This is a genomic window from Haloarcula amylolytica (assembly GCF_049705545.1).
Classification (GTDB): domain Archaea; phylum Halobacteriota; class Halobacteria; order Halobacteriales; family Haloarculaceae; genus Haloarcula; species Haloarcula amylolytica_B.
Genome location: NZ_JBNAMU010000001.1, coordinates 2553369 through 2570390, shown reverse-complemented (window position 1 = coordinate 2570390; position 17022 = coordinate 2553369). Strand labels below are relative to the sequence as shown.

Genomic DNA, 17022 nt, shown 5'->3' with positions numbered 1-17022 from the left:
CTCTCCGCCCTTCCTGTCGCCACACCACGCGTCGCAACCCCACCGCGTCGCGGTTGCGGGAGAACGACACGCTTTTTCGCGCCTCCCGCGCACACTCGGGTATGACCGAGAGAGGGCCACTGGCCGCCGTTTCGCCGCTCGACGGCCGATACGCCCGCTACACCGAACCGCTCGTCCCGTACGCCAGCGAGCGGGCGCTGATGCGCGCCCGCGTGGAAGTCGAAGTCGAGTATCTCATCGCGCTTGCCGACCTGGATGCGACGCCGCTGTCAATCGACGACGGCCAGCGCGCGACGCTCCGGGCGCTGTACGAGGAGTTCGACGACGAGGACGCGACCGTCGTCAAACAGCTCGAAACCGAGGGCTACGGCGAGTACGCGGCGACCAACCACGACGTGAAGGCCATCGAGTACTTCATCCGGCTGGGTATGCCCGACGACCTCGACGCCGCCAACTGGATTCACTTCGGCCTGACCAGCGAGGACGTGAACAACCTCGCCCAGCGGCTGCTCGTCAAGCCCGCCGCCGAGGAGGTGCTGGTACCCGAACTCCGCGAGATTCGGGATACGCTGGTGGAGATGGCTCACACCTACGCTGACGTGCCGATGCTCGCGCGCACCCACGGCCAGCCCGCGACGCCGACGACGTTCGGCAAGGAGATGGCCGTCTACGCGTCCCGACTCGGCCAGGCCATCGGCCGCGTGGAGCGTGCCGCAGACGACCTCTCCGGAAAGCTCGCCGGTGCGTCGGGAACCTACGCGGCCCACGTCGCCGCCTACCCCGACGTGGACTGGCCAACGTTCGCCGAATCCTTCGTCGGCGACCTCGGCCTGGAGCACGAACCGCTGACGACGCAGGTCAACCCCTGTGACGACCTCGCGGTCCTGTTCGACGCGCTCCGGGGTGCGAACAACATCCTGCTGGACCTCGACCTCGACGTGTGGCTGTACGTCTCGGACCGCTATCTCGGCCAGGAAGCCGTCGAGGGTGAGACGGGGTCCTCGACGATGCCCCACAAGGTCAACCCCATCGACTTCGAGAACAGCGAGGGGAACCTCTCGAAGGCGAACTCCGATCTCGTGTTCCTCGGCGACTACGTGACGAACTCCCGTCTCCAGCGGGACCTCTCGGACTCGACGGTCAAGCGCAACATCGGGGCCGCTTTCGCCCACTGTCTCATCGGCTACAGCAAGTGCCAGAACGGGCTGGCGAAGGTCGTCCCCAACGAGCAGGTGATGCGCGACGACCTCGCCGCGACGCCCGAAATCATCGGCGAGGCCGTCCAGACGATCCTCCGCCGCGAGGGGTACGCCGACGCCTACGAGCAGGTGAAGAAGGCCACCCGGGGCCGCGAAGTCTCCATCGAGGACTTCCACGACATGTTCGCCGACCTCGACGTGAGCGACGAGGTACGGGCCGAACTGGAAGCTCTGACGCCGACCGATTACACGGGCATCGCGGAGCAGCAGGCCGACGGCATCTGAGGGTCGCTACCCCGACGACGCTGTTTCGGGGTCGGCACGCGCCGCCGCGGCGAACGCAACTATGAGGGGCGTGGCCGCCTTCGTCGGTGGTAGATGGTCCTCGGCACTGACACGCGAGTCCTGACGCTCGCGTTCGCCCGGATGGCGGACGCGCTGGGCAACTCGTTTCTCATCATCGTCCTCCCCCTGTACATCGCCAGCGGGCAGGTGTCGCTGGCCGGTATCGCCGGCCAACAGGTGCTCGGCTTCACGCTCCAGACGGAGACGCTCATCGGCCTGGTGTTGTCCCTGTTCGGCCTCCTCAATAGCTTCGGCCAGCCGTTCACCGGGCGGCTCTCGGACCGGACCGGGCGGCGGCGGATATTCGTCCTCACCGGACTGGTGCTGTTCGCTATCGGGAGTGCGGCCTACCCGTTCCTCTCATCGTACTGGACAGTCCTCGCCGCGCGGGCGTTCCAGGGCCTCGGGGCGGCGTTCACGATCCCGGCGACGGTCGCACTGGTCAACGATTACGCCGCCAGCGACGCCGAGCGGGGCGGGAACTTCGGCGTGTTCAACACCTTCCGGCTCATCGGCTTCGGCTTCGGGCCGATAATCGCCGGCGTCGTCATCACCGGCGGACTCGCCGCGAACGAGGTGGTGACCTACCGGTTCGCTGGCACCGCGATATCCGGCTTCACCGCCGCCTTCGCTATCGCCGTGCTGGGCGCTGTCGTGAGCTTCGTCCTCGTGTGGGCGCTCATCAAGGACCCACCGGTCGATGCCGAGGCGAGCAAGGACCTCTCGATAGCGATTCTGGACCGGGAGGGGGAGGGGCTGGATCCGGTGTTCGTGCTCGGCGTCGGCACGTTCATGATGGCGACCACTATCGCGCTGTTTGCCACGCTCGAAGGACCGATTCGGATGCGGCTGGACGAATCGACGCTGTTCTTCAGCGTCCAGTTCGCCGCCGTCGTCATCGCGAACGTCGTCTTTCAGGTCCCCATCGGGCGAGCGAGCGACCGGTTCGGCCGGCGGCCGTTCATCGTCGCCGGGTTCGTCATCCTCGTCCCGTCGGTGTTCGCACAGGGTGTCGTGACAGGCCCGTGGCTCATGCTTCTAGCGCGGTTCGTCCAGGGCATCGCCGTCGCGCTCGTGTTCGCCCCGTCGCTCGCACTCGCCGGTGACCTCGCCGGCGCGCGCGGGTCCGGGACGACGCTGTCTGTCCTGACAATGGCGTTCGGCCTCGGCGTCGCTATCGGGCCGTTGGCGTCGGGACTGCTGTACAACTTTGGGTCGTTCAGTACGCCCTTCACTGCCGGTGCCGCGCTCGCGTTTGTCGGTCTCGTTCTGACGTATACACAGGTCGAGGAGACGCTGGGCCTCGGGCAGGAGCCGGATCAACCGGTACCGCAGGACTGAACGGAACGTGCGGCAGCCGCTCGTCGGGCGGCCAGCCAGGGACACTACCAATCGGAATGGTTAGGATGCGCGATTCCATATAGTGTCATATGTTCACAGACCGCTCGGACGCGGCGCAACAGCTCGTGGCGGCGCTGCGCCGGCGGGATGCCGTCGGCGACGTCGTCGTCGCGCTCGCACCGAACGGCGTTCCCGTCGGCAACGTGGTCGCCGACGAGACCGGGCTCCCGATGGATGTCATCGTCATACAACGTATACGGGCCCCGAACCACCCGGAGTTGACTATCGGGGCCGTCGCGCCGGGCGGATTTTCGTGGATCAATAGCCCGATGATGCGGTTTCTGGACGTGAACTGGGAGTACGTTCAGGAGGCGAAGACGCACGCGAGCGACACCGTTGAGGCGCGAGCGGTCGACTACGGCGAGACGTGGGGGCCGCTCGACGTGGCCGACAAGCGGGTCCTGCTGGTCGACGACGGGATTCCGACGGGCGCGGCGATGCGCGTCGCCACCCAGCGCCTGCGGAAAGCCGGTGCCGACGAGGTCATCGCCGCCGCCCCCGTCGCGCCGCCGGACGTGCTCGACGAGGTACAGCGGTGGGCCGACGACGTCGTCGTCCCGCTGAAACCGGCGGCGTTCCAGGCCACCGCGGATTATTACGAGGAGTTCGAGACCGTGACGGACGAGGAGGCGACGACGGCGCTCTCTGATCTCGTCCAGCGACGGTCGGCGTAGGTCGTGACTTTCCGACTCAGACCAGCCGTTCGACCGTCTCCCGCACGGCTCGCGCGGCCGTCCGAACCTCCGAGAGACGGACGTACTCGCGTTTCGAGTGGGCGACAGCACCCATCTCGTCGCTCAGGTCGCCGGGACCGAACACCACGGTCGGCCCGTTGCTCGCGAAATACGAAGCTTCCGTCGCGGCCCCGAACTGCCGGACCCCGCCGCCGCTTGCTTCCTGCAACGTGCGGACCAGCTCTGCGTCGGTGTCGGTCGCGAACGCCTCTGGGAACGGCGTATCCGGGCGGATGAGGGCCACGGTGAGACCCATCGACTCCGGGAGCCACTGTTCGAGGTGGGCCTGCAGGTCGGCACAGAAGGACTTGCTGGTCTCCGGCGGGACGCTCCGCCGGTCGAACGTGATAGTGCATTCGGCCGGGACCTGATTGGTCGCCTCGCCGCCCTCTACCATCGACGGGGTGAGGATGGGGTAGCCGAGCGTCTCGTGTTCGCCGGGGCCTTTCTTGTCGTCATACGACTCCATCGCCTGCAGTACCGGCGCGGCGGCCCGGATCGCGTTGTGGCCACTGCCGGGGTCGGCGGCGTGGGCGCTCTCGCCGTGGATTGTGACAGTCCCCTCGAACTGACCGCGGGCGGCCGTACAGACGTCCAGGCCGGTCGGCTCGCCGACGATGTAGCCGTCGGCGTCGATGGTGTCCGCGAGGTGTGCGCCGCCGGTCTGTGTCGTCTCCTCGTCGGTAGAGATCGCCAGCGTGACCCGGCCGTCGTCGGGCGACACGGTGAGGAACGCATCGAGGAGGGCCGCAAGCGGGCCTTTCGCGTCACAGGCCCCGCGGCCACAGACGATGTCGCCGTCCCCATCGCCGCCGGTTCCATCGACAGTCTCGTCCAGCCCCGGCGGATCCGTCCGCCGCTCGTAGGGCAGATGCGGCGGCACGGTGTCTATGTGCGTGTTGAGCAGGATATGGGTCCCGTCGGTATCGCCACGGGACACGACGACGTTACCGAGGTCGTCTATCTCCGGGTACTCGCCGGCGTCTTCGAGCGTGTCGACCAGCAGCGAGCGCATGTCGTCGACGCGCTCGTGTGACGGCGTCTCGACGGCCTGCCGGTGGAACGAGGGGATGTCGAACGCCATTACTGTTCCATGCGGGTCACGTCTGCCAGCGTCTCGCGCTCGCGGACGACCCGCGTCTCGCCGCCCTCGAAGGCGATCTCCGCCGGCCGGGGCTGTGAGTGGAACTGGTTGGCCAGTTCGTAGCCGTACGCGCCGGCGTTGCCGATGGCGAGCAGGTCGGTCCGCTCGGGTCGGGCGACGGGGCGGTCGGTACAGAACACGTCGGCGCTCGTACAGCAGGGGCCACCGACCGACACGGGCTCAGCCGCCCGCTCCGGTGCAGTGACGTTCCGAATCGGGTGGTACGAGCCGAACATCGCCGGTCGGATGAGCGTCGCCAGCGAGGCGTCGACGCCGACGACAGTCGCTGCGGGCGTTTCCTTGATCGTGTTGACCTCAGTCAGAATCAGTTCGGCGTCGGCGACGACGTAGCGACCGGGTTCGAGTTTGACCTGCGCGTCGAGGTCACCGACGGCGTCGCGGACCTTCTCGCCGACGATCTCCATGTCTAACGGTTCGACAGTCTCTCGGTACGGCACGCCGAAGCCGCCGCCGAAATCGACAAAGTCCAGCTCTGCGCCGTCGGCGATGACCGCTCGGCCCATGTCGGCGACCTTGGCGATGGCTCGGCAGTGGTCGTCTAAGTCGTCGTGGAGAACGCCGCTGCCGGCGTGGGCGTGCAGGCCGACGAGATCGAAGCGCTCGCGCACGTCGGCCGCGACTTCGGGCACCTCATCGTAGGGGATGCCGAACTTGGCGTCTTTCCCCGTTGCCACTTTCTCGTGGTGGCCCGTTCCGATGCCGGGATTGATCCGAATGGCGACTCGGCCGTCGTAGCCTCGTTCTTCGAGGCGGTCGAAGGTGTCCCGCGCACCCGCTGTAATCGTCAGGCCGGGGTTCTCGGCGGCCAGTTCGACGGCGTAATCGAGGTCGTGATCAGGCGGGTTGACGGCCGTGTACTGGAGCGTGTCCGGGTCCGCGCCGGCGTCGATGGCTCGCTGGAGTTCTCCCCAGGCCGCACACTCGATGTCGGCTCCCGTCTCCAGTAGCTTCGAGAGGACAGCCTGCCCGGTGTGGGCCTTCGCGGCGTACATCACATGGGCGTCGGGGAACGCCGCGGCGAACCGCTCGTAGTTCTCGGCGACGCGGTCGAGGTCGACGACGTACAGCGGCGTGCCGTGTTCGGCAGCCACCGCCTCCAGGCGCTCGTGGTCCCAGTCCGCGAGGCGGCGGACCGGCGGCGAGTCGTGGCTCATTGGGGAAACCACAGCGTCGGCGGCTAACAAGGGTTCCGCTTCGATACTCACGGTCTGATCACCGTATTCTCAGACCGCCTGTCGGTCACGTCGGACGAAACCCCATACGGGTTTGACGGATCCGAAACGGCCGCTCAGTCCTGTCTATTGCTGTATCAGTACATGTTTATTACACTTCCAACAGTGGAGGGCGTATGGTCACCACAGCCTCACAGGGTGGGCCGCGGTTCGTCGCTTTGCTGGTAGCGTTTGCCGTCGTCCTCTCACTCGGGACCGGCGTCGCCGCTGCGCAGTCGTACCAGGGCGCGGCCGGGACGATTGTCGTTGGCCCTGACGAGACGTACGACAGCATCGAAGGGGTTGCTGGGACGGTAATCGTCCGTGGAACGGTAACCGGTGATATCGCCGCAGTCGCTGGGACAGTCCACGTCACCGAAACCGGTCACATCGGCGGTGATATCGAGGCTGCGGCGGGGACCGTCCGCATCGATGGAACTGTCATCGGTGACGTGAGCGTCGGCGGCGGCACGGTCGAAATCGGCGAAACGGCACAGATCGGCGGGGACCTCGACGTGGGTGCCGGTTACGCAGCTGTCCACGGAACCGTCGACGGTTCTGTCACTGCCGGCGCGGAGGAACTCGTTCTCGGACCGACAGCGTCAGTCGGCGGTGATTTCCGGTACGATGCCGCGTCGTTCACTCGCGACCCCGGAGCTTCCGTCAGCGGAAGCGTCGTCCAAGACGACAGCATTGGTGCCGATACCGGCCCGAACGCCGACCAGTTCACGCTTCCCTCGTGGGTCGGCGTCGTCTACGGCCTGTTCGCGAACTTCCTGCTCGGCGCGCTCCTCCTTGCGGTCTTTCCATCGTTCTCGTCACGCGTCGCCGACCGTATCGCCAAAAGTCCGGCGACAGCCGGCGGTGTCGGCATCCTGACGCTCATCGCGGTACCGTTTGTCCTCGTTATCCTCTTGATTACGATCGTGGGCATTCCGTTGTCGCTCGTCGGTGCTGTCGCGTTCGGGGTTACACTCTGGGTCGCCACCGTGTATGGCCAGTTCGCCGTCGGAGTGTGGGCGCTCTCGCTTGCCGACCGTGACAACCGCTGGCTCGCGCTGGCTGTTGGCCTCATCGGGTTCGCAATCCTCGGTGCGGTCCCGGTTGTCGGATGGGTGTTCGAACTGCTTGCGCTGCTACTTGGCCTCGGCGCGCTGGCGCTTACCCTCAGGGAGTCCTACCAGCGCCGTGGGAACTCCGCAGAGGGGCGACAAACGACACTTGACGAGTCCGGCGGTGACACCACCGCGGTCTGAAAACCGGGCGACACGCCACCGTCGGCTACCCCTCAGTCATAACCAGGTCCGGGACTTGATAGCCCTTGACCGCGGCGTACACTGTCCCAAGTAACAGTCCGTACACCAGATGCGCGACGCCGACCGAGACGATAACGAGGAAGCTCCCGAACATCCCCGGTAGCGGCACCAGTGGCTCCGGGAACGACTGGACGCCGAGGGTATTCATCGAGACCGGCAACAGGAACCCCGTCGAAACCAGGCCGATAGCGGCCGCGTACACGACCCCAGCGGCCACCGTCTCCGCCGTTGAGGTCGTTTGTTCTCGCAGAATCGGCCGAGAGATGACAACCGCGAACAGCAGCCCGGCAAAGACGCTGTTCACCAGGTGGACGACCCACCCGCCGACGACCGTGGGCCACCCGTACAGCGCCCCGATAAAGGGCATGAGGTTCGCGCCCGCATGAAAGACGACTCCCATACCGATACCGGCACCCAGCCCGCTCACTGCTCCGGCGGCCCATCTGAACTGCATCAGGTTCGCAACGCGAGAGCTAGCGTGTTGCTGGCCCATACGAATATACTTGTGCCATGGTACCAAATAACAGCCGATAGTGTAGCGTCGGTAACGTGGCCTTACAGGGTCGCTAGCGTCAATTACCCGTGAGAATCAGGTTTTAGCTCTCCTCGTGCTTCGCGGGTTCCCGTGGTCGCTTCCTCGCTGCTCGCGGGTCACTCCGTTCCCCGCTCGCTTTCGAGGCGCGTAGCGCCTCGCTACTCCACGGCCCCCGCTGGTCGCCGCTCCGTCGAGGAAGCTCCCTACGGTCGATTCCTCGCTACTCCCGAAGCGCGTCTTCCCGCTCCGTCGCTTCCAGCGTCTCCTCCTCGACATCGGTCGCCACCACAGCGGGCTTGTACGCCCCGCCGGGAATCAGGTCGTTCTCGCCGACCGAGGAGTCGACGAAGCGCTGGAACGCGCGCCGTTCCGGCGGCAGTTCGCCGTACAGTGCCTCGTCCTCGACGAGGTCGTAGACGGGGATACGCGGTGTCAGGAGCGTGTTCTCACCCACAATCGAGCCCTCGCCGACGACGAAGCCGCTGGTGACGCGACAGCCGGCGCCCAGCGACACCTCGTCCTCGATGATGACTGGCGCGTTCTCGACTGGTTCGAGGACGCCGCCGATGAGCGTGTTCGCGCCGAGCTTGACGTTCTCGCCGATCTGGGCGCAGGAGCCGACGGTGTCACAGGAGTCCACCAGTGTTCCGTCGCCGACGTACGCCCCGATGTTGACGAAGGAGGGCGACATCATGATGCAGTCCTCGCCGAGGTACGCGCCGCGGCGGATCGTCGTGCCGTCCGGCGTGTTACGGGTCCCGCGGTCGCCGAGATCTGCGGTCTCCCGCAGCGGGAGCACGTCGTGGTAGTCGACGCCGCCGTACTCGCGGGCGACGGTCTCGCGCAGGCCGAAGTTCAGCAGAATACCCTGCTTGACCCAGGCGTTTGCCTCCCACTCGCCGCCGGATTTCTCTGCGGCCCGGACTTCGCCGGCCTCCAGCGCGGCGAGGAACTCCTCGAGTACGGCGAGATGGTCATCGGATGCTTCGGCGGCCGTCAGCCCGTCCTGTTTCCGCTCCCAGAGGGCTTCGACATCTGCTTGCAAACTCATGACCAACCATCTCTCATGGACGCTATTACTTATCGTGGTTTTCGACCGCAGTCCTCGCCCGGCACATCTCTGTCTCTGGGCCGTGCTGGCAGCCGGCAATTTTCGGCACGCTAAACTCGCCGACGGGGGGTGTCAACTGACTCAGAAAAAAGTTTATTATGATTATTGTAAATTTACAACCCGGATGACTGACGGCGATTGGCACGACCGTTCGGTGAATCGACGAGACTTCCTCAGTGGCATCTCAGGGCTGGTAGCGGCAGCAGCCTACTCCATGGAGGTTCCCGAGGAAGTCGCTGCGCAGGTGACCTCCGGCGACAACTCCGACGTTCAGAGCGTGGCGTCTCCGGATGGCGCAATCGAGGTGACCGTCGACGTGTCCACGGGCGTCCCACAGTACGACGTGGCGTTCGGCGGGACGACGTACATCGACCCGTCTCCCATCGGGTTCGAGTTCGCGAACCAGGCGGCGTTTGGCACGGCCGTCAGCGGGTCCGGACCGGACATCACCGTCACGGGCAGCGAGAGCGGCACCAAGACGGAGACGTGGGAGCCCGAATGGGGTGACTTCGAAACGGTATCAGAGGACTACAACTTCCTCCGGCTGGGGCTGGAGGAAACGGCGAGTCCCGGCCGCTCGGCGAACATCGAGGTGCGGGTGTTCAACGACGGGCTTGGCTTCCGGGTCGCATTCGACAGCGACTTCGGCGATTTCACCATTAGCTCCGAGACGACAGAGTTCAACTTCAGCGGCGACTACACGGCCTGGTGGATCGAGAACGAGTACGTGAATCCGCGCTTCGAACAGGAGTACACCGAGAGTTCGCTGAGTGCCATCCCGGCCGGTGACAAGGTCATCGAGACGGACGACGGCACCAGTCCCAACAACAACGTCAAGCGGGCCGGCGCACACACGCCGGTGACGATGCAGGCCGGCGACGGCACGTATCTCAGCGTGCACGAGTCGAACCTCGAGGACTACGCGACGATGGCGCTTGCCGCACAGTCCGACAGCGGGAGCAAAGAGATGGCCGTCGACCTGGCCCCGCTGCCGGACGGCAACAAGGTGTCGGCGTCGGCCCCACACGTCACGCCGTGGCGAACCGTCCAACTCGGGACCTCGCCGAGCGACCTCGTCGAATCACAGCTGGTTCCGCTGCTCGCTGACCCACTGGACGGGAGCGTGTTCCCGACGAACTCCGATGGCACTGTCGATACAAGTTGGCTGGAGAACGGCCGCAAGTACACCGGCATCTGGTGGACGATGATTGCCGGAAGCGCCAACTGGGAGTACAAGAGCGACAGCGAAATCGAGAACAACGGCAACAACCCCGCAGAGTACATCCACGGGGCCCGGACCGAGCGGATGAAACGCTACATGGCCTTCTCCAGTGAACACGGCATAGACAGCGTGCTCGCGGAGGGCTGGAATAAGGGGTGGAGCAGCTACGGGGCCAACAAGGACGGAACCGACCTGGAGATGGGCGTGACCGAGTCCTACCCGGACTTCGACGTGCCCGAGGTCACCAGCTACGGGGCCAGCCTCTCGAACCCCGTCGAGATGACGATGCACGACGAGACGTCGGGGAACCTCGTCAACTACGAGGACGAAATCCAGAACGACGGCATCTTCAGTGGCTACGAGAACGAGGGGATTCGCTCAATCAAGAACGGGTACGTCAACGACCCCGGGCTGTACGGTGATTCGAGCGACTCAACGACGGTGAGCCACAACCAGCACTGCCAGCGTTCTGTCAACCACCACCGACTCGTTATCCAGGAAGCCGCTTCGAACCGGCAGATGCTGGAGATTCACGAGGGTATCAAACCGACCGGGGAAATCAGAACGTACCCCAACGTCGCCGCTCGCGAGGTCGTCAAGGCCCAAGAGTACGACGGGTTCGGTTCGCTGGGGTCGAACGTCGGCCGCGACCACCACGTTCTCCTGCCGTTCACGCGGATGCTCGCCGGGCCGACGAGCTACCAGCCCGGCATCTTCGACATCACGTTCAACGACAGTGAGGGCGACCAGATTCAGACCACGCGCGCCAAACAGCTAGCGATGTACCCGAACTATTTGGGCGGTATCCAGATGGCTGCCGACCGGATGGAAGCTTACGTCGACGAGTCCTTCGAGGTCGGGGAGTTCGTCCAGGCACCGTCGGGCACCCTCAACGGCATGATTACGGCCGACAGATGGCGCAACGCCTTCGGCGCGCACTACGTCCCGGTCGACCCGAACCGGGAGCCCGACGGCGCGACGGTCCGGTTCACGGTAAAAAACGTCCCCAGCGCCGGGACCTACGACCTCCATCTGCGCTACGCGGCCGATCAGGAAGACAACTCGACAGCGGTTCAGGACAACGGCAGTCCCGAGGCGACGCTCGTCGTTAACGGCACAGAACAGACGCTCGCGCCGTCGTTCACGAGCTACTGGGACGCCTGGGATATCCACACAGTGTCTGTTGACCTCGACGCGGGCACGAACCGTATCGGCATCAAGCTCGGGTCGAACGATGTCGGCGGTTTCAACCTCAACACCGTTGGGGTCACCGACCAGGGCGCTGGCGCACCGTTCCCAGCCGCCTACAGCAACTTCAGCGACAGCGTCGCAGCGGCCGAAAACTACGACACCGAGCCGGAGTTCGACTACATCGAGAACGTCCCCGTGAGCTGGGACGAAACGGTCGCCGTCGACGGCCAGATTGGCGATTACATCGTGACGGCGAAACGGAGCGGCGACGAGTGGTACCTCGGGGCGATGACCGACGGCACCGCCCGCGACCTGACTGTCTCACTCGATTTCCTGCCGAGTCAGTCCGACGGCTGGACGGTCACCGAGTACGCCGACGCCGCCGAGGCCGACGTGGACAACAACCCGACCGCAGTCGTTATCAGCGACTACAACGTCTCGGCTGGCGACAGCGTCAGCATCTCCATGGGCGCGGGCGGCGGGACCGCCATGCGCATCCTCCCGTCCGACGGCAGCGACGGAAACGACATCGTCTCCGGTGAGGCGTATGTCCTCCGGAACCGCAACAGCGGCAAGGCGCTGGATGTCGAGTTCGCCTCGACCAGTGACGGCGCGAACGTCCATCAGTACGAGTACAGCGGTGGCGACAATCAGCAGTGGGTCGTCACCGACCTCGGAAACGGCTACTACAAACTGGAAGCGGTCCACAGCGGCAAGGCGCTGGATGTCGATTCCGCCTCGACCAGCGACGGCGCGAACGTCCAGCAGTACGCCTATGCCGGCGGTGAGAACCAGCAGTGGGCTATCGAGGAGAACGCCGACGGAAGCTACCGACTGCTGGCCCGCCACAGCGGCAAAGCGCTGGATGTTGAAGCCGCCTCGACCAGCGACGGCGCGAACGTCCAGCAGTACAGCTACGTCGGCGGCGACAACCAGAAGTGGACCTTCGAGCAACTGTAGGCCACGCAGCGTCACCCTACCGGCAATAATCTTCGCTGCTTGCAGTTTCGTTTCGGTGCGATAGCCCGGAAGACGTGCGGCGAAACCGGGTCGCGGGTGAATTCGTCCGCTTCAGCCAGTATCTTGCCTCTCAGGTCTGTCAACTGCGTGTTGCCTCAGTCTGACCCGTGTCCCGGAATGTAACCACACTCGGGGCATATGCTGATTTGGGGTGCCGCGGCTTCGAAGGAGGCCGCACAGTGGGGACAATCGGACGCGGGGAGTTGGACAGATTGCTTTGTTGCCATACAAATTCGTTGCGCAGAGAGACGTATAAGGCTGATTCTAATATTGGCCGAAGTATACAAGGACGTATAATCAGGTATGTATCTCTCGCGGTTCTACGCGTCGACCACGTCGCCGAACTCGTACCATCCGCTGTCGCGGCCGACGACCCACGTCGCGGCGTCGAGTGCGCCGGCGGCGAACACGCCGCGGTCTTCGGCCCGGTGTGAGAGCGAGAGGACTTCGTCGTTGCCGGCCAGGACGAGTTCGTGCTCGCCACGGATGTCGCCGGCCCGACGGGCGAACACGCCGATTTCGTCGTCGTCGCGTGGGGCATGCCCTTCCCGGCCGTACACCGGCTCGACGTCCCGTTCTTCCTGAATCACGTCGAGGATGCTGTTGGCCGTCCCCGACGGGGCGTCGACTTTGCGGTTGTGGTGGGTCTCCATGAGTTCGAGGTCGTAGTCGTCGAGCGTGGCGACCGCCTCGCTGACGAGTCGCTGGAGGACCTGAATCCCCTGCGAGAAGTTGGTCGCTTTCAGCAGCGGGATCTCCTCGCCGGCGTCCTGCAGGCGAGCCAGTCCGTCCTCGTCGAAGCCGGTGGTCCCGACGACCATCGGGACGCCCGCGTCGACGCAGGCCTCGGCGACGGTCAGCGCGCCCTCGGGGACGGCGAAGTCGACCACGACGTCTACGTCGTACTCCCGGAGTTTTTCGGCGGCATCGGCTGGGTGGGCGACCGGGATGCCATCGACCGTCTCCGCATCGCTGGTTGCGAAGCCGACCACGACCTCGCTATCGGTGGCGGCCTCGATGACGGCGCCACCCATCTGCCCGGTGATGCCGTTGACCGCCACTCGCGTCATCGCTCGGCCTCCGCGTACTCGTCTTCGAGGTCTTCGGTTTCGAGCGTGGCCAGCACGTCACGCAAGTGGTCGAGGTGCTCGTCGGACAATCGGGTCAGCGGCGAGCGGAGGTGTGCCGGGCCGTAGCCCCTGATCCGCATGGCCTCCTTGACCGGGATTGGGTTGGTCTCGACGAACATCGCGCGGAACAGCGGGCCGAGTTCGTGGTGGATCTGGCAGGCGCGCTCGAAGTCGCCCGACAGTCCCGCACCGACCATCGCGCAGGTGCGCTCCGGTTCGATGTTGGCTGCAACGGAGATACACCCGGTCCCGCCGACCGACAGCATCGGCAGCGTCATGCCGTCATCGCCGGACAGCACCGCGAAGTCCTCGTCCCGGGTGCGTTCGATGATCTCGGAAATCTGTCCCATGTCGCCGCTGGCAGCCTTGTAGGCCCGGATGTTCGGATGCTCGGCGAGTTCGACCGCGGTATCCGGTTCGATGTTCTGTCCCGTCCGCGACGGGACGTTGTACACGATCTGTGGCAGGTCGATGGCGTCGGCCAAGGTCGTGTAGTGGTCGATGAACCCCTGCTGTTCGGGCTTGTTGTAGTACGGCGAGATGAGCAACAGGGCGTCAGCGCCGGCCTCGGCGGAGCGCCGGGATAGCTCCAGCGCTTCCTTGGTGTTGTTCGACCCTGAGCCGGCGATAACTGGCACGTCGTCGACGGCATCGATGACCGCCTCGACGACCTCGATGTGTTCATCGTGTGAGAGCGTCGCCGATTCGCCGGTCGAGCCGACGGGGACGAGCCCGTCGACGCCGGCGGCTTCGAGCCGCTGGGCGTCTTCTCGGAGGGTTTCGAAGTCGATACTGCCGTCCTGGTGGAACGGCGTGCACATCGCTGGGAACACGCCGCGGAAGTCGATAGCTGTCATTGCTGAGTGTGTGGTGTCGCTGTGGGTTAGGTTGTCCGGTCTGCCGATACCCGAAAAGGCGGCCCGGGACGGGGTCGCTACGCCCGCAACGAGCCATCAGAAAGACTGTTTGCGCTTTGGTTTCGAGACGACGCGCTGGCTAGCGGTCAGCGGTCCCGGCGAAGTGGCGGCGCGTCGTCGCATATCTATTGGATCAACCGTGAGGGACTTAGCGCTTGCGCTCTCGTCCAACAGCGCGTCCGGCGGAAACGTCGCTTCAGCGACTGATCGAACGTGTGAGCGTAAAGACGAACAGCGCGATGGTGAATCCGCCGATGAACGCTTCGACGGCAATAACGAAGCTCAGTAGCGTCCCAGCCGCCTCGGGGAGCCCAAGGATTATCGAAACGAAACTGACGATACTGAAGATGATGAACCCGAGCGGCTTCGTGTAGGTGATCGGGGCATCGAACGCGCCGTACACTCCCGCAAACAGCATGATGACGGTGAGTGAGAAAAACACGGGTCGAAGTGGCCGTTCGCCGTACCCACAGGAAACCTTGAGGCTGACGTTGGAAATCCACTTGCCGGCGCTTCTGAGCGCTGTCACCGGGCTCGAGGTCTCGACCATCCGCCGCCAGTGGCCGCGACGGACGTAGTCCATCTCTCTGGTAAAAAACTCCGCAGCGGCCCGGTTGTCTCCTATCTCGTTGGCTCCGTTTTTCGCACGGAGATAGAGATTCTCCAGTTGTTCAGGGGACCAGTCGCTCTCGTCGTCGTGTAGTTGCCAGTCGTTGGCCGCGAGTTCCCGCTTGTAGGAACTGAAATCGAACCCTTCGAAGGTCGTGGCGTCGAAGCAGAATATACTAAATTCGGCGTTGTCGACGAGTTCGACCTCACCAACGGCTGCTTCAGTCATATCGTACGTTACCGATTCGGCGTCACCACCGACCACGCCGCTGATAACCGACTTACCGGTGCAGTCGACGACGATGTCGGACCCGTCTGTGGACAACCCACCTGTCCGGAGGTCTCGACCGAGGTCGCTACCGGTAAACGTGATATCTCCGGTCAGTGTGGTATCGGTAAGCCGGAATTCGCGTTCACAGGTCACGCTGTTCATCGACAGTGCAACACCGCCGAGTGTCTCGGCCGTGGAGCGCGGATTGCCACTCGAGGAGTCGAGTTTCACTGCCGGCGCGTCTATCGTCGCTTCGATGAACTGTGCGTTGCTGGTGAAGGTCGAACTGTCGAAGACAGCCCCGGACTCGAACGTCGCCCGGTAAAAGTTGGCCACGTCGTCGAACCGGGTGTTGAGAAAGTCAGCCGCGTCGGTAAACAGCGTATCGACACCGTAGATGCCCCGCCGGAAGCGGGCTACTCTCGCGTAGACGGGGCCGCGAAATTCCGCTCCGCCCAGGTCGAGCCATGACTGAAAATCCGCCATTCGAAACGAGACCCGCCCGGCGAGCGTCGCGCCACCGAAGTCGACACGTCGGGTGAGCACCGAGTCCTCCAAGTCCAGCGTCCCGTGTAGGTGGCTCCCCTGAAGCAGGAGCGGCATCTTAACTGTCGCGTGTCTGAGCGACACGCTCCCGGTGATAGTCGACTCTCGCAAATCCAGTGGCTGGTTCGATGGCCCGTCCAGCACGGCGTAATCGAGGTCCAGTCCACCCAGGCTTGCTCCGATGAGGCGCAACGGTCCAGACCCTTCGTTGATTGCCTGGAGCAACTGGTCACACACTGCTGTCCCATCAACGTGGTCCGGGTTCGCATGGAAAAGACATGGCTCACCGTCCGACAGCGCCTCCCGCGGACAGACCCACCTGTCCCCGTCGATATCATCGAACCGCTCGCCGGAGACGTCGTGGCTGTACCCACACGTAGCCGTCATGGCACACTCACGTCGCTCTGTAATCCGACCATGATAAAAAACACCCGGTGCCATTCACCCATACCACGGTCTGACAGTGGCCTCGCTGCGGCCAGACTGGCTGCCGGTCCGACACGCTCCGGCCGCTCTCCAAACCCCGAAAACCTATCCCAGTCCGGGAGAAAAATCCGGGTATGACTGTCTCACACCCGGGACAACGCGTGGCCGTACTGGCCGACGCGCAAAACCTCTATCACACTGCCCGGAGTCTCTACTCGCGGAACATCGATTACGACGCACTACTGGAAGAAGCCGTCGCTGACCGCGAGTTGACCCGCGCTATCGCATACGTCATCCGAGCGGATTCGCCCGAAGAAGAGACCTTTTTCGAAGCGCTGGTCGACATCGGCTTCGAGACACGAATCAAGGACATCAAAACGTTCCAGGACGGGTCGAAGAAGGCCGACTGGGATGTCGGGATGAGTCTCGATGCCGTCTCGCTGGCGAATCACGTCGATACGGTGGTGCTCTGTACCGGCGACGGGGACTTCGCTCGCGTCTGTCGGTATCTCCGCCACGAGGGCTGTCGCGTCGAAGCGATGGGCTTCGAGGAATCATCCTCGGAGGACCTCAAAGCGGCCGTTGACGGGTTTATCGATATGAGCGACGATTCCGACCGGTTCCTGCTGTAACGGGACCAGTGTTCGGGCGGTCGCTCCACCCCCGTGCCCAC

The 17022-nt window shown here is 64.5% G+C and carries 13 protein-coding genes; 6 read left to right on the top strand and 7 right to left on the bottom strand.

What is annotated here, in order from left to right:
- The first annotated feature begins 101 nt into the window (after positions 1–101).
- The 3 genes from purB to ACOZ4H_RS13445 all read left to right on the top strand — a co-directional run bounded on the left by purB (position 102) and on the right by ACOZ4H_RS13445 (position 3619).
- Positions 102–1484, top strand: coding sequence for an adenylosuccinate lyase (gene purB, locus ACOZ4H_RS13455; RefSeq protein WP_424329757.1), 1383 nt, complete (start codon positions 102–104; stop codon positions 1482–1484).
- A 93-nt stretch (positions 1485–1577) separates the two neighbouring features.
- Positions 1578–2885, top strand: a complete 1308-nt coding sequence (locus tag ACOZ4H_RS13450; RefSeq protein ID WP_424329756.1) for an MFS transporter — start codon at positions 1578–1580, stop codon at positions 2883–2885.
- 89 nt (positions 2886–2974) lie between these two features.
- A complete protein-coding gene (locus tag ACOZ4H_RS13445) occupies positions 2975–3619 on the top strand; it encodes a phosphoribosyltransferase (protein ID WP_424329755.1) in 645 nt (214 codons plus the stop codon).
- Positions 3620–3635: 16 nt separating this feature from the next.
- Here ACOZ4H_RS13445 and ACOZ4H_RS13440 read toward each other — a convergent pair whose 3' ends face one another.
- Both ACOZ4H_RS13440 and lysA read right to left on the bottom strand, forming a co-directional pair.
- A complete protein-coding gene (locus ACOZ4H_RS13440) occupies positions 3636–4763 on the bottom strand; it encodes a M20 family metallopeptidase (RefSeq protein ID WP_424329754.1) in 1128 nt (375 codons plus the stop codon).
- Positions 4763–5998 carry a diaminopimelate decarboxylase gene (lysA, locus tag ACOZ4H_RS13435; protein ID WP_424329753.1) on the bottom strand — a complete coding sequence of 412 codons (1236 nt, stop codon included), beginning with the start codon at positions 5996–5998 and terminating at the stop codon, positions 4763–4765. Before lysA ends, ACOZ4H_RS13440 begins: the two co-directional genes overlap by 1 nt.
- Positions 5999–6192: 194 nt before the next feature.
- Between lysA and ACOZ4H_RS13430 the strand changes: the two genes are divergently transcribed.
- Complete coding sequence (locus ACOZ4H_RS13430; protein ID WP_424329752.1) at positions 6193–7311, top strand: polymer-forming cytoskeletal protein; 1119 nt, start codon at positions 6193–6195, stop codon at positions 7309–7311.
- Positions 7312–7336: 25 nt separating this feature from the next.
- Here ACOZ4H_RS13430 and ACOZ4H_RS13425 read toward each other — a convergent pair whose 3' ends face one another.
- Both ACOZ4H_RS13425 and ACOZ4H_RS13420 read right to left on the bottom strand, forming a co-directional pair.
- The gene (locus ACOZ4H_RS13425) at positions 7337–7864 is read right to left on the bottom strand and encodes a hypothetical protein (RefSeq protein ID WP_424329751.1); all 528 of its coding nucleotides are present in this window, start codon (positions 7862–7864) and stop codon (positions 7337–7339) included.
- Between the two features lie 262 nt (positions 7865–8126).
- Positions 8127–8957, bottom strand: a complete 831-nt coding sequence (locus ACOZ4H_RS13420) for a 2,3,4,5-tetrahydropyridine-2,6-dicarboxylate N-succinyltransferase (RefSeq protein ID WP_424329750.1) — start codon at positions 8955–8957, stop codon at positions 8127–8129.
- Positions 8958–9141: 184 nt separating this feature from the next.
- On the opposite strand from ACOZ4H_RS13420, the gene ACOZ4H_RS13415 reads away from it, so the two are divergent.
- Positions 9142–12390 carry a glycoside hydrolase family 97 catalytic domain-containing protein gene (locus ACOZ4H_RS13415; RefSeq protein ID WP_424329749.1) on the top strand — a complete coding sequence of 1083 codons (3249 nt, stop codon included), beginning with the start codon at positions 9142–9144 and terminating at the stop codon, positions 12388–12390.
- Positions 12391–12770: 380 nt separating this feature from the next.
- Here ACOZ4H_RS13415 and dapB read toward each other — a convergent pair whose 3' ends face one another.
- The 3 genes from dapB to ACOZ4H_RS13400 all read right to left on the bottom strand — a co-directional run bounded on the left by dapB (position 12771) and on the right by ACOZ4H_RS13400 (position 16310).
- On the bottom strand, positions 12771–13520 hold the full coding sequence (dapB, locus tag ACOZ4H_RS13410; RefSeq protein ID WP_424329748.1) for a 4-hydroxy-tetrahydrodipicolinate reductase: 750 nt from the start codon (positions 13518–13520) through the stop codon (positions 12771–12773).
- Entirely contained in the window at positions 13517–14437 is a 921-nt protein-coding gene (gene dapA / locus ACOZ4H_RS13405) for a 4-hydroxy-tetrahydrodipicolinate synthase (protein ID WP_424329747.1), read from the bottom strand. Before dapA ends, dapB begins: the two co-directional genes overlap by 4 nt.
- 256 nt (positions 14438–14693) lie before the next feature.
- Positions 14694–16310, bottom strand: a complete 1617-nt coding sequence (locus tag ACOZ4H_RS13400; RefSeq protein ID WP_424329746.1) for a pentapeptide repeat-containing protein — start codon at positions 16308–16310, stop codon at positions 14694–14696.
- A 173-nt stretch (positions 16311–16483) separates the two neighbouring features.
- On the opposite strand from ACOZ4H_RS13400, the gene ACOZ4H_RS13395 reads away from it, so the two are divergent.
- Positions 16484–16981, top strand: coding sequence for an NYN domain-containing protein (locus ACOZ4H_RS13395; RefSeq protein WP_424329745.1), 498 nt, complete (start codon positions 16484–16486; stop codon positions 16979–16981).
- Positions 16982–17022: the final 41 nt, after the last annotated feature.

Excerpts from the sequence above, each read along its gene's own strand:
- purB (WP_424329757.1), top strand. The coding sequence starts at position 102 with ATGACCGAGAGAGGGCCACTGGCCGCCGTTTCGCCGCTCGACGGCCGA.
- ACOZ4H_RS13450 (WP_424329756.1), top strand. The coding sequence starts at position 1,578 with ATGGTCCTCGGCACTGACACGCGAGTCCTGACGCTCGCGTTCGCCCGG.
- ACOZ4H_RS13445 (WP_424329755.1), top strand. The coding sequence starts at position 2,975 with ATGTTCACAGACCGCTCGGACGCGGCGCAACAGCTCGTGGCGGCGCTG.
- ACOZ4H_RS13440 (WP_424329754.1), bottom strand. The coding sequence starts at position 4,763 with ATGGCGTTCGACATCCCCTCGTTCCACCGGCAGGCCGTCGAGACGCCG.
- lysA (WP_424329753.1), bottom strand. The coding sequence starts at position 5,998 with ATGAGCCACGACTCGCCGCCGGTCCGCCGCCTCGCGGACTGGGACCAC.
- ACOZ4H_RS13430 (WP_424329752.1), top strand. The coding sequence starts at position 6,193 with ATGGTCACCACAGCCTCACAGGGTGGGCCGCGGTTCGTCGCTTTGCTG.
- ACOZ4H_RS13425 (WP_424329751.1), bottom strand. The coding sequence starts at position 7,864 with ATGGGCCAGCAACACGCTAGCTCTCGCGTTGCGAACCTGATGCAGTTC.
- ACOZ4H_RS13420 (WP_424329750.1), bottom strand. The coding sequence starts at position 8,957 with ATGAGTTTGCAAGCAGATGTCGAAGCCCTCTGGGAGCGGAAACAGGAC.
- ACOZ4H_RS13415 (WP_424329749.1), top strand. The coding sequence starts at position 9,142 with ATGACTGACGGCGATTGGCACGACCGTTCGGTGAATCGACGAGACTTC.
- dapB (WP_424329748.1), bottom strand. The coding sequence starts at position 13,520 with ATGACGCGAGTGGCGGTCAACGGCATCACCGGGCAGATGGGTGGCGCC.
- dapA (WP_424329747.1), bottom strand. The coding sequence starts at position 14,437 with ATGACAGCTATCGACTTCCGCGGCGTGTTCCCAGCGATGTGCACGCCG.
- ACOZ4H_RS13400 (WP_424329746.1), bottom strand. The coding sequence starts at position 16,310 with ATGACGGCTACGTGTGGGTACAGCCACGACGTCTCCGGCGAGCGGTTC.
- ACOZ4H_RS13395 (WP_424329745.1), top strand. The coding sequence starts at position 16,484 with ATGACTGTCTCACACCCGGGACAACGCGTGGCCGTACTGGCCGACGCG.